This is a genomic window from Dinoroseobacter sp. PD6, from assembly GCF_028807315.1.
GTDB classification, from domain to species: Bacteria; Pseudomonadota; Alphaproteobacteria; order Rhodobacterales; family Rhodobacteraceae; genus Dinoroseobacter; species Dinoroseobacter shibae.
In genome coordinates, this window is record NZ_JARAMN010000001.1 from 492,982 (window position 1) to 504,976 (window position 11,995).

Consider the following 11,995-nt stretch of genomic DNA (forward strand, 5'->3'; position numbering starts at 1 on the left):
GCGTTTCATGACTATGTCCGCCGCCCCAGCGCCACAAACCGTTCATGTCCCGCTGGAGGATCGGGCCTATGATGTGGTGATCGGTCCCGGGTTGCTTGCGCAGGCGGGGGCGCATATTTCGCCTTTTTTGCCGCGCCCGAAGGTTGCCATTGTCAGTGACGAGACGGTTGCAGCGCTGCACCTTGCCACCCTGCAGGACAGCCTTGCGACCGCCGGTATCGACAGCACTGCACTGATCCTCCCAGCGGGAGAGGCGACCAAGGGCTGGCCGGAATTCAGCCGCACGGTGGACTGGTTGCTGGCACAGAAAATAGAGCGGCGCGATCTGGTGATCGCGTTCGGGGGCGGTGTGATCGGGGACCTTGTCGGGTTCGCGGCGGCGGTTCTGCGGCGTGGCGTCGGGTTCATCCAGATCCCCACATCGCTGCTGGCACAGGTAGACAGTTCGGTCGGCGGCAAGACGGGGATCAACTCGGTCCATGGCAAGAACCTGATCGGGGCGTTTCACCAGCCACGTCTCGTTCTGGCAGATACGGATGTTCTCGGCACACTCACGCCGCGGGATTTCCTGGCGGGATACGGCGAGGTAGTAAAATATGGCCTGCTTGGTGACGCGGATTTTTTCGCCTGGCTCGAAACCGAGGGACCGCGGCTTGCGGCGGGCGATGGGTCGGCGCGTGTCGCCGCAGTGCGCCGCTCAGTCGAGATGAAGGCCGAGATCGTCGTGCGAGACGAAACCGAACAGGGCGACCGCGCGCTGCTGAACCTCGGCCATACGTTCTGCCATGCGCTCGAGGCGGCAACCGGGTATTCCGACCGTCTGTTGCACGGCGAAGGGGTGGCGATCGGCTGCGCGCTGGCCTTCGACCTGTCGGCGCGTTTGGGTCTCTGTGCGCAAGAAGACCCCAGTCGCGTGCGCGCCCATCTGCAAACGATGGGTATGAAACGGGACCTGCGCGACATTTCCGGAGATCTGCCCGATGCCGAGGCCTTGCTGAATCTGATGGGGCAGGACAAGAAAGTCATGGATGGCACGCTTCGGTTCATCCTGGCCCGGGGCATCGGGCACGCATTTATAACCTCCGAAGTGCCGTCCGAAGCCGTTCTGAGCGTATTACGCGCGTCGGCATCGGGCATGGTGTCTGCGCCCAAAGCCTAGGCTTTCCACCCGTTCTGTGCGCATTGACAATGATTTTTGCATCGCGTCGACCCGATGTTCTTTTCGCGCCGACTGTTTCCCTATACGATTCATTGCTAGTGGATTTCAGGTTTTGGTTTCCCAAAGGTTGATAGTTTCAGGGAGCGCACATTTCTGAGCCCGAGGGGCTTGTACAGGGCTTTGAGATGCAATCTCTCGTTTCGCACTGGTTGGGTTTTTGGGGCTGGGAGGCACGGGCGATCACCGTGTCCCGAATGCAGGACAAGATCGTCGAGACCCCGGACGGCGCCTTCCATGTAGTTCTGAATGCAGGGCGTTTTTCCGGGCTGACACTGTTCACGAGCGTGGATAACGGAGGTACCTGGGACAGAAGTTTTCAATTTGAAAACAGTGATCTCTTCTCGACCGCTCATCTGGATTTGCTCGAAGATGGCAGAACGCTGACAGTCTCCTATCAGGGAGCCAACCGCGAGGTTTTCTACCAGACCCTGAGCTATGACGCCCACCTTGCAAACTGGTCGGCGCTGACCGCTCCGGTCACGGTATTCGAGGCGGGTCAATCCGCACGGGTCAGCTTGCCGAACCATGTCATGGGGGTGGACGGGCTTCTTTATACCTTGGCTGTAGGAGACGCCTTCTTCGTACCGGAGATCAATATCGCAATGTCCGCCGATGAAGGTATGACCTGGGAGACCAGCGATATTCAGCTCTTTGGTAATCTTGTGGTTTCGGTCCGGGGGATATCCACCCCGGATGTGACTGGCGCGATCGTGGCAACAGATAACAGTCTCGCCTGGTACGACGCGACAGATCCCGACGCCCCACTCGTCGACATTTCCGAGAACGGCTCCTTTGCGGTTCTGGCGAGCCATTACAGCCTGACGGTCGTTGAAGACGACATCTACCTCGCCAATATCACGACCGAGGATCTGCCCCAGGTCGAGCTATTTGTGTTTGAGGGTGCGACCCGGGCCTGGCGCGAGTTGGAGGTTCAGAACACCTTTGCCGCCGAGGCCTATGTGCAGATCAGCAGCAATCCGCAGGGCCATCTCTACCTGACATTCGACGATTTTGGCGACTCGACGCTTCGGGTTCTCGAAAGCCTCGATGGCGGCCTAACCTGGGAAATCGAGGCGGAGATCGAAGTAGAGGACCGGGTTTTTCCCGCGCTGACACGCATGGCTGCGCCGGAATATTTCACCGAAGACCTGGTGGTGTTCCAGATGGTCCAACCCCGGGAGGGCTCCGATTTCTACGGTGTCAGCGCGGTAACGGTCGACGTCGATGCGGACGGCAGCGTGCTCGTGGAGGGCCTACGCCCTGAACGCGAACACATGTCCGCAGCGCCACAGCCTTGGGTGCCGGGGAAGCATTTGGATGGCGTCGGTTCTCTTTTTGAACGCATTGTCGCAGAGGACACCCTGCTCTGAGCGCATGGCACCCGGCGTCAGGTCTCCTTTCGCCGGGCAGCAATCCCGATCAGAACGGGATCTCGTCGTCGAGATCGTTATGGCGCCCGCCTCCCGCAGGCGCGTTGCCGCTGTCGCCGCCGAACCGGTCATCGCTGTATCCGCCGCCGCCGGACTGGTCCGAGACGTAGCCGCCACCACCGCCCATGCCACCGCCGCCGCCGTCGCGACCGTCCAGCATGGTCAGTTCGGACTTGTAGGGGCGCAGAACGACCTCGGTGGAGTAACGGTCCTGGCCAGACTGGTCCTGCCATTTCCGGGTTTCCAACTGGCCCTCGATATAAACCTTGGAGCCTTTGCGCAGATACTGTTCTGCCACCCGCGCGAGCGGTTCCGAGAAGATCGCGACGGAGTGCCACTCTGTCTTCTCGCGCCGCTCGCCGGTGTTGCGATCCTTCCAGTTCTCGGAGGTGGCAATGCGCAGATTGCAAACCTTGCCGCCATTCTGGAACGTGCGCACTTCCGGGTCGCGCCCGAGATTTCCGACCAAAATGACCTTGTTGACCGAACCTGCCATTGCTGTCTCCCCGCGAATCCCGCGTCTTGTCTCACTGTTTCTGTGGCGAGGTTACACCATCGCCAAACCGTAAAGGAAAGGTCAATGCGCGTCTTGCACCGGGCGGCTTGGCGTTTTTTATCTCAAGCTCTATAACCTCGGGATACCAGGGGAGACAGTGATGACGCCACCATCTCGCGCGAAGGCGCTTGCGACGTTCTGCTTGTCGGCGACCGTGGCTCTTGTCCCGATCGGTCAGGCTCTCGCGGACACCACGCGGTCGACCAATTCACGCGCCTCCCTGTTTTCCTCGCAGACATCGGTCCTCGATCGGCGCGGGGCGACGCAGTATTCGCATTCGGTGCGTCTGCAGCCCCGGTCAATCTCCCGCGACGGCGAGATCCCCTCCTATCGTGGCAGCTATCGGGGGCCCTACCTGGACATGGCGCGCAACGCGGCGCGTCGGCATGGCATCCCCGAGGACCTGTTCCTGCGCCTTGTCCAGCAGGAGAGCGGCTTCAACCCCAAGGCGGTGTCGCACAAGGGGGCCATCGGGCTGGCGCAACTGATGCCGGGCACGGCGCGCATGCTGGGCGTGAACCCCCATGATCCGCAACAGAATCTCGAAGGCGGTGCGCGCTATCTGCGGACGCAATACCTGCGGTTTCGCAACTGGCGCTTGGCTCTGGCCGCCTACAACGCGGGCCCCGAGGCTGTCGCACGCCACAACGGCGTGCCCCCCTTCGAAGAGACGCGCAACTATGTGCGGCGCATCCTCGGCACGCTCTGAGCGGCGCTAGCCGTCCGACCAGTTCGGCGGGCGTTTATCAAGAAATGCGGCGATCCCTTCCTCGGTGTCGCGCAACGCCATGTTCTTCACCATGACATTCCCTGTAAACGCATACGCGTCGGCGAGGCTCATCTGTGACTGCTCGTAAAAGGCCCTTTTGCCGATGGCGACCACGGCCCCGCGCTTCTCGGCCACTTTGGTGGCAAGCGCGTTTGTCTCCGCCTCCAGATCTTCGGTTGGCACCACCCGATTGACCAAGCCGAGAGCCTGCGCCTTCTGCGCCTCGATCATCTCGCCGGTCGTCAACAACTCAAAGGCCTGCTTGCGCGGAATGTTGCGGCTGAGCGCCACCATCGGGGTCGAACAGAACAGCCCGATATTCACGCCGTTCACCCCAAATCGCGTCCCCTCGGCGGCAACGGCCATATCGGCGGTGGCCACCAATTGGCACCCCGCCGCCGTGGCGATGCCGTGGACCTGGGCGATTACCGGCTGGGGCAGAGCTTGCAGTCCCATCATCATGCGCGCGCATCGATCGAAGAGATCCTTGAAGGCCGCGGCCCCACCATCCTCGGACTGCCGCGCGGTCGTCATCTCCTTGAGATCATGGCCCGCGCAGAACGCCCGTCCGGCCCCGCGCAGCACGACCACCCGGGTGGTGCGGTCCTCGGCCAGTGTGTCGATCTGTGCCTGCAGCGCAGCCAGCATCGCGTCCGACAACACGTTCAGGCTCTGCGGTGCATTCAGCGTCAACGTTGCGATCCCGTCCGCATCGCTGCGTAAAAGAAGATCCTCGGCCATCTTGTCCTCCCGTTCATTTGGCGCGACCTTACGGGGCAAAAGGGCAGGGGGACAAGATGAGCGTCAAGATGGATGGACCCGCGCTGGAAGGGTTTCTGCAAGAGGCCTTTCCGCAAGTCGCCGAGGATTTCCGCATCGAAGAGGTCGCAGCAGAGCAAATGCGCGTGCGCCTCGTGATAACCGAGAAACATCTGCGCCCCGGCGGGACCGTGTCGGGTCCCTCGATGTTCGCACTGGCGGACGTCGCGCTTTACCTGATGGTGCTGGCGCGGCTTGGGCCCGTCGCTTTGGCGGTGACCACCAACTGCAACATCGACTTCATGCGAAAGCCGGCGGCGGGAAAGGACCTGATTGGCGAGGCGCGCCTGCTCAAGCTCGGGCGCAGCCTTGCGGTGGGCGATGTGCTGATCCGCTCGGAAGGCTCCAAGGCTGTCGTGGCCCGGGCTTCGCTGACCTATTCGATTCCGCCTTCGAGCTGAAAACCCGTACGACCGGTCGCCTGAAATCCAACCAACGAGCGGTCTGGCGGCTTCTGTCGGTTCCAAATATCGATAATTATGTGGGGTAAAATGATACCTTATTTCCAGTCCGTTGTTTTGCAACATAAAATCCCGCAAGAGCGCTCTTGACGCGACCGTCAGAACCCTTAGAACCGCGGCATCCAACCGGGCCCAGCCCGGCAACCGTTCTGATAGGGCGCGACTATGAAAACCTTTACCGCAAAACCGGCGGATATCGAGAAGAAGTGGATCCTGATCGACGCCGAAGGCATCGTTCTTGGCCGCCTCGCCTCGATCGTCGCCACCCGCCTGCGTGGCAAGCACAAAGCCACCTTCACCCCGCATATGGACATGGGTGACAACGTTATCGTCATCAATGCGGACAAGATCCAGCTGACCGGCAACAAGCGCAACAAGCCGAACTACTGGCACACAGGCTACCCGGGCGGGATCAAGTCCCGCACCACGGGCCAGATCCTCGAAGGCAAGTTCCCCGAGCGTGTTGTCACTCAGGCCGTCAAGCGCATGCTGCCCGGCGGTCCGCTCTCGCGCCAGCAGATGACCAATCTGCGGGTCTATGCCGGCGCCGAGCATCCGCATGAGGCACAGAGCCCCGAAGTGCTGGATCTCGCGTCCAAGAACCCCAAGAACACCCGGAGCTGAGTAGATGGCTGAAGAGATCAAATCCTTCGACGACCTGAGTGCCGTCGCTGAGGGCTCCGTCGCCGAGGCGACCCCCGAAACCACCGTCTCGCGCGAACCTGTCCGCGACGACCTGGGCCGGTCCTATGCGACTGGTAAGCGGAAGGACGCGGTTGCCCGTGTCTGGATTCGTCCGGGCTCCGGCAAGATCACCGTGAACGGCAAGTCCATGGACACCTATTTCGCGCGCCCGGTGCTGCAGATGATCCTGCGCCAGCCGTTCCAGGTCGCCGGGGTCGAGGACCAGTTCGATGTCACCGCCACGGTCAAGGGCGGTGGGCTGTCGGGTCAGGCCGGTGCCGTGCGTCACGGTGTATCCAAGGCGCTGCAGCTCTATGAGCCCTCCCTGCGTGGCGCGCTCAAGGCGGCGGGTTTTCTGACACGCGACAGCCGCGTGGTCGAGCGGAAGAAATACGGCAAGGCCAAGGCCCGGAAGAGCTTCCAGTTCTCCAAGCGCTGAGTTCCGATTGCATTCGAGCTTGCGAAGGGCGTGCCGGTGGCGCGCCCTTTTCGCTGCTCGCCCCTTGACCCTGCACGGGGCATCCGGTTCTCTCGCCGCGCCAGCCGTCGCTCGCAGACTCGCACAGCAATTATGGAGTTTAGCCGATGTTTCTCACCATGAACCGTTTTCGTGTCAAAGCCGGTCAGGAAGACACGTTCGAAGATGTCTGGAAGTCCCGCGACAGCCACCTGAAAACCGTGGATGGTTTCGTATCCTTCCACCTCATGAAGGGCGAAGAGAGCGATGGTGTCCGCCTCTATGCGTCGCACACCCTGTGGCGCGATCGGGCAGCGTTCGAAGGCTGGACCAAATCCGAAGCTTTCCGCATGGCTCACAAGGGCGCGAAATCCAGTGCGGAGCTATATGATGGCCCCCCCGTTCTGGAGGTCTTCGACAGCGTGCAGGAGCTGAGCTAGTCTCCCGGCATCTTGTCCGCAGGAAAGGCGCGGTATGCAAAACCTCAGGTCAGTGAAACTGTCTTTGCAGCGTGGCCTGAGCATCCTCGGGTTGAAACAGGTGCCCAGTCGTTTGGCGTTAACGCTAAAAAACGAGGGCCTGACATATCTAAATAACGACAAACTGCTGCGGATCGAGGCGGCGACGGCAACCGTCGACGCCGAAAAGGTACCCGGTTGCTTTGTCGAATTCGGCGTCGCCCTTGGCGGTTCGGCGGTGCTTCTGGCGCATTCGGCGCGCGCGGGGGGCAGGTCGTTTCACGGGTTCGACGTCTTTTCCACCATACCAGAGCCGACCTCTGACAAGGACGATGCAAAATCCAAATAACGTTATGAAATGATCGCTTCGGGCGCATCCCGTGGCATAAACGGGGGACTGTATTACGGCTATATGGATGATCTCCACGAGAGGGTCTGCGCCACGATGGCCGCCCATGATGTGCCGTTGAAGGATGAGGCGGTCGCCCTGCACCGTGGATTGTTCGAAGACACCGTACCTACGGTGCCCCTCGCTCCGGTTGCCTTCGCCCATGTGGATTGTGACTGGTACGATCCCGTGAAGTTCTGTCTCGAGCAGACGCACGCTGCTCTTTCGCCAGGGGGGCGCATCGTTCTGGACGACTATCATGACTATGGCGGCTGCCGGACCGCGACGGACGAATTCCTTGCTGCGCATCCCGAATACACTGTTCTGGAAGGGCGCAACCCCGTGCTGATAAAACAGCCGCAAGTCTGAGCCGCATCCAAAGCAGCCGCTGCATGCATGAAACCTCTTGTTCCCGCCGAGGCAACTCCGCATCCTGCAATGGGCAGGGAACTGAAAAAATGACAACACGAAACACGACAGCGCTGCGCAGTGAGGCCATGCAAGGCTATGTCATGGTCAGCCCGCCGCTGATCTTTACGATTCTGCTGCTTGCCGTTCCCCTCGTTGCAATTCTGGTGCTCAGTTTCTGGACCCAGAACTTCATGGAGTTCGATCGCAGCTTCACCTTGGCGAACTACCGGGAAGCGGTCACAGACCCGATCTATGGCACGCTGATGGGCCGGTCCCTGTGGATCGCCGGGATGGTGACTGTGGTGACCGTGGTGCTGGCCTTTCCCATCGCCTATTTCGTGTCCTTCCACGTCCCGCAGAACCGTAAGGCGCTATGGATTTTTCTGATCACGGTCCCGTTCTGGACCTCCTACCTGCTCCGCGTGTTCCTTTGGAAGGTAATCCTCGGCTTCAACGGAGTTCTCAACTCTGGTCTGCAAGGGCTTGGTATCATTGAGGAGCCACTGACTTTCCTGCTCTATAACGCCAATGCGGTCGTGATCACGCTTGCCCACGCTTACGCGCCCTTCACGATCCTGCCGATCTACGTGGCGCTCGAGAAAATCGACCGCTCCCTGCTGGAGGCCGCGCGCGACCTGGGCGAGAGCGCCTGGGGCGCGTTTTGCCGGATCACGCTGCCCCTAGCCATGCCCGGGATCGTGGCCGCGACCCTGATTGTGTTCATTCCGGTGATCGGCGACTACGTTACACCCCGGCTTGTTGGGGGGCCTGACGGTCTGATGATCGCCAACATGATCCAGACCCAGTTCCTGCGTCTGAATGATGCGCCCATGGGCGCGGCCCTGGCGGTCTCGGCCATGACCATCGTCAGCGCCATCGCCCTGCTTGTGGTGTTTGTGACCCGCAACTTCGGGCGGGCCCCCAAATGAGCCGCCGGGTGTTGTGGACCTATGCGGTGGTGTATCTGGTTTTCCTCTACCTGCCGGTGGCCTTGCTGCCGGTTTTCGCTTTCAACGACAGCACAATCATCGCCTTTCCACTCAGTGGTTTCACTACAAACTGGTTCGTGGAACTGACCCAGATCCCGGCGTTGCATGACGCGGTGCGCAACTCGCTGATCATCGCGCTGTCGACGGCCGTGTTTTCCACAGCGCTCGGAGTGTTTGCGTCGCGTGCGGCCACGCGGTTCGAGTTTCCCGGCAAGGCGGGGATCATGGGATTCATCATGATCCCGCTGGTGCTGCCCGAGATCATTGTCGCGGTCTCATTGCTGGTCGTGCTGCTGCAAATGGGCCTCAACCTGTCGCTCTGGGCGGTTATCCTTGGGCATACCCTGATCTGCACACCGTTCTGCATTGCCATTCTGTCGAGCAGCTTCAGCGGCCTCGACAGGTCGCTCGAAGAAGCCGCCATCGATTTGGGCGAGACGCGTCTCAGCGCGTTCCGGCTCATCATTTTGCCGCTGGTGGCCCCCGGCATCGTCGCCTCGCTTCTTATCTCGTTCACCATTTCACTGGACGAGTTCATCATTGCCTTTTTCCTGACCGGCACCGACCCGACCTTGCCGGTCTATATCTGGAGCCAGCTACGCTTCCCGCAGAAGCTGCCTGTGATCATGGCGCTGGGAACGATCCTCATTTTGCTGTCTCTCGTTCTGATCATCACCGCCGAAGCCTTCCGCCGACGCGGCTTGCGCAAGAGCGGCCAGACCGACACCGGAGGGTTCTTGTGACCGCACCCCTGATCCGCATCCAGAACGTCCAGAAATACTACGGCAGCTATCACGCCCTGCGAGATGTCTCGGTTGATATCGGCGCGGGGGAGTTTTTTTCACTGCTTGGCCCATCCGGCTGCGGAAAAACGACCCTGTTGCGCACCATCGCCGGTTTCGAGGAATTCGAGAGTGGTACACTCACCCTCGGCGGCGTGGACATGGTGGGGGTGCCCGCCAACAAGCGGCCCACCAATATGGTGTTCCAAAGTTATGCGATTTTCCCGCATCTCAGCGTCGGCGACAACGTGGGCTTCGGCTTGAGGCGACGCACCGACCTGACCGGGGAGGCGCGCGCCAGTCTCGTCGCCGACGCCCTGCACATGGTGGGTTTGAAGGGCTATGGCGCGCGCGCGGCCCATGCACTCTCCGGTGGGCAACGGCAGCGTGTGGCGCTCGCGCGGGCGCTGGTGCTGAAACCCAAGGTCCTGCTGCTGGACGAACCGCTATCGGCCCTCGACAAGAAGATGCGCGAGCAGATGCAGACCGAGCTGCGGCGGCTGCAGCGCCATGTCGGCATCACCTTCATCCTGGTGACCCACGACCAGGAGGAAGCCTTGACCATGTCGGACCGGATCGCGGTGATGTTCGAGGGACGCATCGCGCAGCTCGCCACCCCTCAGACGCTTTATGCGCAACCCGCAAGCCGGGCGGTGGCCGAATTCATCGGTACGATGTCCTTCCTGCCCGCGCAGATCAGCGGCGATCGGGCTGATGTCGCCGGTCTCGGCACGGTGCCGGTGACGGCGGATCAATGTGCTGAGGGCGCCACGGGGACCTGCGTGGCGGGCGTGCGCCCCGAAGGCATGGCGCTCGATTTCGACGAGACCGGGCAGGGCACCCCGGGCGAGGTCGTCGAGCGGGAGTATTTCGGGGACATGACCAGCTACCATGTCCGCCTCGACGGGACCGATCGCCTGGTTGAGATCGCCATGAAGAACGGGCCCGGCATTCCTGTGCTCGATCCCGGCGCGCGCACCCGGGTCCAATGGTCGCCCGAGGCACTGCGCTATTTCGCAGCCTGATTGCCCAGCCCCGCTCAGTCGTCCGGCGCGATCAGTCCCAGCCCGCGCAAGTAGATCCCGATCCCGGTTTCCAGAAGATCCTCTGGCGGGAAGGGGGCTTTGGACCCCGGCGCGCCACGGGCGAAAAGTTCCACAACCCCGTGGCTCATGGCCCAGATATGCGCCGAAAACATCGAAGCCGGCGGGCGCTTGTCCTCTGGAATATGCTTGGACAGTTCCTCCGCTGCGCGCTCCAGAACCTGCCGAGACCGGGCCGACGCGGTGGCCAGCTCCGGTGTTGCCTGGTTCGAAATCCCGCTCTCGAACATCGCCATGTAGTGCCCGGGATGCTTGCGTGCAAAAGCGAGATAGGCCCGACCCGTCGCCTCGAAGGCCGCCAACGCCGAGGGCTGTCCGGCGTTGAACGCATACTCCATAAGGTCCGCAAAAATGGAATGCCCTTGCACGGCGATTTCGATGATCAACTCGTCCCGGCCGGAGAAATGGCGATAGACCGCTGCCGGGGTCACGCCGGCATTCTTGGCTGCCTCGGACAGGGTGAATCCGGTCGGCCCCTTCTCCTCGATCAGCTTGAGGGCGGCATCGACGAGCGCCGCACGCAAATTGCCATGGTGATAGCCGCGTTTAGGCATCCCAGATGTCCGGGCCTCCGCTGACCTGCGGGTCGAGGGCAGAAACAAGCTGTGTCTTCTTGCCGGTATAATCCAGACCCGAGAGGATTTGACGGATCGCGGCAAGACGCGCACGCCGCTTGTCATCGCTGCGAATGATCGTCCATGGCGCGACCTCGGTGTGACTTCGGGTCAGAGTCTCGGAAATCGCGCCCGTATAGGCATCCCATTTCTTCAGCCCCTCCACGTCGATCCAGCTCAGCTTCCATTGCTTGAGCGGATCCTTCTCGCGTCTCAGGAAACGGCGCAGCTGTTCGGCGCGTCCGACGTTGAGCCAGAATTTGACCAGGTGAATTCCCTCATCCACCAGCATGGCTTCGAACTCCGGCAGCTGGCGAAAGAACGCCTCCCGTTCGGAGGGCGCGCAGAACTCAAAGACATGCTCCACCACGCCGCGGTTATACCAGCTGCGGTCAAACAAGGTGATCTCACCACCTGCGGGCAATTGTCTGATATAGCGCTGAAAGTACCATTCCGATGCTTCGCGGTCCGTGGGCTTGGAAAGGGCCACCACCCGCGTGGAACGCGGATTGAGATGAGCGCGCACGCGCTTGATCGTGCCGCCTTTTCCGGCCGCATCGCGCCCCTCGAACAGCACGCAGACCCGCGCGCCGCTGTCCTTGACCCAGGACTGCAGCTTGACCAGTTCGATCTGCAGCGCCCTCAGGGTGTCCTCGTAGTCGTCCTTGTCCATGCGCGTCGCGTAGGGGTAGGTCGGTGACAGGATCTCTCCTTTCTTGGCACCGGCCAGTGCCGCCTGGACATCCGGCGGCGCATCATGGGTCGCAAAATGGGAGATGGCACCATCGAAGGGCAGGGACATCGGGACGGTCCTCGTCTCAGGGGCGCGCAGATCCGAAGGGCGCCTGTCACGGT

At 61.5% G+C, this 11,995-nt stretch carries 14 protein-coding genes and 1 pseudogene; 11 read left to right on the top strand and 4 right to left on the bottom strand.

Annotated elements, in window-relative coordinates:
- The first annotated feature begins 7 nt into the window (after positions 1 to 7).
- Positions 8 to 1,159, top strand: a complete 1,152-nt coding sequence (gene aroB / locus PVW48_RS02285) for a 3-dehydroquinate synthase (RefSeq protein ID WP_274580106.1) — start codon at positions 8 to 10, stop codon at positions 1,157 to 1,159.
- Between the two features lie 185 nt (positions 1,160 to 1,344).
- Positions 1,345 to 2,589 carry a hypothetical protein gene (locus PVW48_RS02290; protein ID WP_274580108.1) on the top strand — a complete coding sequence of 415 codons (1,245 nt, stop codon included), beginning with the start codon at positions 1,345 to 1,347 and terminating at the stop codon, positions 2,587 to 2,589.
- A 49-nt stretch (positions 2,590 to 2,638) separates the two neighbouring features.
- Here the strand turns inward: PVW48_RS02290 and ssb are convergent, their stop codons facing one another.
- The gene (gene ssb, locus PVW48_RS02295; protein ID WP_012178278.1) at positions 2,639 to 3,145 is read right to left on the bottom strand and encodes a single-stranded DNA-binding protein; all 507 of its coding nucleotides are present in this window, start codon (positions 3,143 to 3,145) and stop codon (positions 2,639 to 2,641) included.
- A 160-nt stretch (positions 3,146 to 3,305) separates the two neighbouring features.
- Here ssb and PVW48_RS02300 point away from each other — a divergent pair, with 160 nt between their 5' ends.
- Positions 3,306 to 3,914 (top strand): lytic transglycosylase domain-containing protein, encoded by a 609-nt coding sequence (locus PVW48_RS02300; protein WP_274580110.1) that lies wholly within the window; start codon positions 3,306 to 3,308, stop codon positions 3,912 to 3,914.
- A gap of 6 nt (positions 3,915 to 3,920) precedes the next feature.
- On the opposite strand, the gene PVW48_RS02305 is transcribed toward PVW48_RS02300, so the two are convergent.
- The gene (locus tag PVW48_RS02305; RefSeq protein ID WP_274580111.1) at positions 3,921 to 4,715 is read right to left on the bottom strand and encodes an enoyl-CoA hydratase; all 795 of its coding nucleotides are present in this window, start codon (positions 4,713 to 4,715) and stop codon (positions 3,921 to 3,923) included.
- Positions 4,716 to 4,771: 56 nt separating this feature from the next.
- On the opposite strand from PVW48_RS02305, the gene PVW48_RS02310 reads away from it, so the two are divergent.
- The 8 genes and pseudogenes from PVW48_RS02310 (at position 4,772) to PVW48_RS02345 (ending at position 10,448) form a co-directional block, all read left to right on the top strand.
- Entirely contained in the window at positions 4,772 to 5,194 is a 423-nt protein-coding gene (locus PVW48_RS02310) for a PaaI family thioesterase (RefSeq protein WP_274580113.1), read from the top strand.
- A 225-nt stretch (positions 5,195 to 5,419) separates the two neighbouring features.
- The gene (gene rplM, locus PVW48_RS02315) at positions 5,420 to 5,878 is read left to right on the top strand and encodes a 50S ribosomal protein L13 (protein ID WP_012178274.1); all 459 of its coding nucleotides are present in this window, start codon (positions 5,420 to 5,422) and stop codon (positions 5,876 to 5,878) included.
- Between the two features lie 4 nt (positions 5,879 to 5,882).
- On the top strand, positions 5,883 to 6,377 hold the full coding sequence (rpsI, locus tag PVW48_RS02320; RefSeq protein WP_274580114.1) for a 30S ribosomal protein S9: 495 nt from the start codon (positions 5,883 to 5,885) through the stop codon (positions 6,375 to 6,377).
- A 146-nt stretch (positions 6,378 to 6,523) separates the two neighbouring features.
- Positions 6,524 to 6,835: an antibiotic biosynthesis monooxygenase family protein gene (locus tag PVW48_RS02325; RefSeq protein ID WP_274580115.1), complete on the top strand. Its 312-nt coding sequence runs from the start codon at positions 6,524 to 6,526 to the stop codon at positions 6,833 to 6,835.
- Positions 6,836 to 6,935: 100 nt separating this feature from the next.
- Positions 6,936 to 7,610 (top strand): annotated as a pseudogene (locus tag PVW48_RS02330) (TylF/MycF/NovP-related O-methyltransferase).
- Between the two features lie 89 nt (positions 7,611 to 7,699).
- Positions 7,700 to 8,581 carry an ABC transporter permease gene (locus PVW48_RS02335; protein ID WP_274580116.1) on the top strand — a complete coding sequence of 294 codons (882 nt, stop codon included), beginning with the start codon at positions 7,700 to 7,702 and terminating at the stop codon, positions 8,579 to 8,581.
- Positions 8,578 to 9,384 (top strand): ABC transporter permease, encoded by an 807-nt coding sequence (locus tag PVW48_RS02340; protein ID WP_274580117.1) that lies wholly within the window; start codon positions 8,578 to 8,580, stop codon positions 9,382 to 9,384. The genes PVW48_RS02335 and PVW48_RS02340 overlap by 4 nt, the downstream gene beginning before the upstream one ends.
- Positions 9,381 to 10,448 (top strand): ABC transporter ATP-binding protein, encoded by a 1,068-nt coding sequence (locus tag PVW48_RS02345; protein WP_274580118.1) that lies wholly within the window; start codon positions 9,381 to 9,383, stop codon positions 10,446 to 10,448. Before PVW48_RS02340 ends, PVW48_RS02345 begins: the two co-directional genes overlap by 4 nt.
- Before the next feature lie 14 nt (positions 10,449 to 10,462).
- Here the strand turns inward: PVW48_RS02345 and PVW48_RS02350 are convergent, their stop codons facing one another.
- Together PVW48_RS02350 and ppk2 are read right to left on the bottom strand one after the other, a co-directional pair.
- Positions 10,463 to 11,080 (bottom strand): TetR/AcrR family transcriptional regulator, encoded by a 618-nt coding sequence (locus tag PVW48_RS02350; RefSeq protein WP_012178268.1) that lies wholly within the window; start codon positions 11,078 to 11,080, stop codon positions 10,463 to 10,465.
- Positions 11,073 to 11,942 carry a polyphosphate kinase 2 gene (ppk2, locus tag PVW48_RS02355; protein ID WP_274580120.1) on the bottom strand — a complete coding sequence of 290 codons (870 nt, stop codon included), beginning with the start codon at positions 11,940 to 11,942 and terminating at the stop codon, positions 11,073 to 11,075. The genes PVW48_RS02350 and ppk2 overlap by 8 nt, the downstream gene beginning before the upstream one ends.
- Between the last annotated feature and the right edge of the window lie 53 nt (positions 11,943 to 11,995).

Excerpts from the sequence above, each read along its gene's own strand:
- ppk2 (WP_274580120.1), bottom strand. The coding sequence starts at position 11,942 with ATGTCCCTGCCCTTCGATGGTGCCATCTCCCATTTTGCGACCCATGAT.
- PVW48_RS02310 (WP_274580113.1), top strand. The coding sequence starts at position 4,772 with ATGAGCGTCAAGATGGATGGACCCGCGCTGGAAGGGTTTCTGCAAGAG.
- aroB (WP_274580106.1), top strand. The coding sequence starts at position 8 with ATGACTATGTCCGCCGCCCCAGCGCCACAAACCGTTCATGTCCCGCTG.
- PVW48_RS02290 (WP_274580108.1), top strand. The coding sequence starts at position 1,345 with ATGCAATCTCTCGTTTCGCACTGGTTGGGTTTTTGGGGCTGGGAGGCA.
- PVW48_RS02350 (WP_012178268.1), bottom strand. The coding sequence starts at position 11,080 with ATGCCTAAACGCGGCTATCACCATGGCAATTTGCGTGCGGCGCTCGTC.
- PVW48_RS02300 (WP_274580110.1), top strand. The coding sequence starts at position 3,306 with ATGACGCCACCATCTCGCGCGAAGGCGCTTGCGACGTTCTGCTTGTCG.
- PVW48_RS02325 (WP_274580115.1), top strand. The coding sequence starts at position 6,524 with ATGTTTCTCACCATGAACCGTTTTCGTGTCAAAGCCGGTCAGGAAGAC.
- rpsI (WP_274580114.1), top strand. The coding sequence starts at position 5,883 with ATGGCTGAAGAGATCAAATCCTTCGACGACCTGAGTGCCGTCGCTGAG.
- PVW48_RS02340 (WP_274580117.1), top strand. The coding sequence starts at position 8,578 with ATGAGCCGCCGGGTGTTGTGGACCTATGCGGTGGTGTATCTGGTTTTC.
- ssb (WP_012178278.1), bottom strand. The coding sequence starts at position 3,145 with ATGGCAGGTTCGGTCAACAAGGTCATTTTGGTCGGAAATCTCGGGCGC.
- rplM (WP_012178274.1), top strand. The coding sequence starts at position 5,420 with ATGAAAACCTTTACCGCAAAACCGGCGGATATCGAGAAGAAGTGGATC.
- PVW48_RS02305 (WP_274580111.1), bottom strand. The coding sequence starts at position 4,715 with ATGGCCGAGGATCTTCTTTTACGCAGCGATGCGGACGGGATCGCAACG.
- PVW48_RS02335 (WP_274580116.1), top strand. The coding sequence starts at position 7,700 with ATGACAACACGAAACACGACAGCGCTGCGCAGTGAGGCCATGCAAGGC.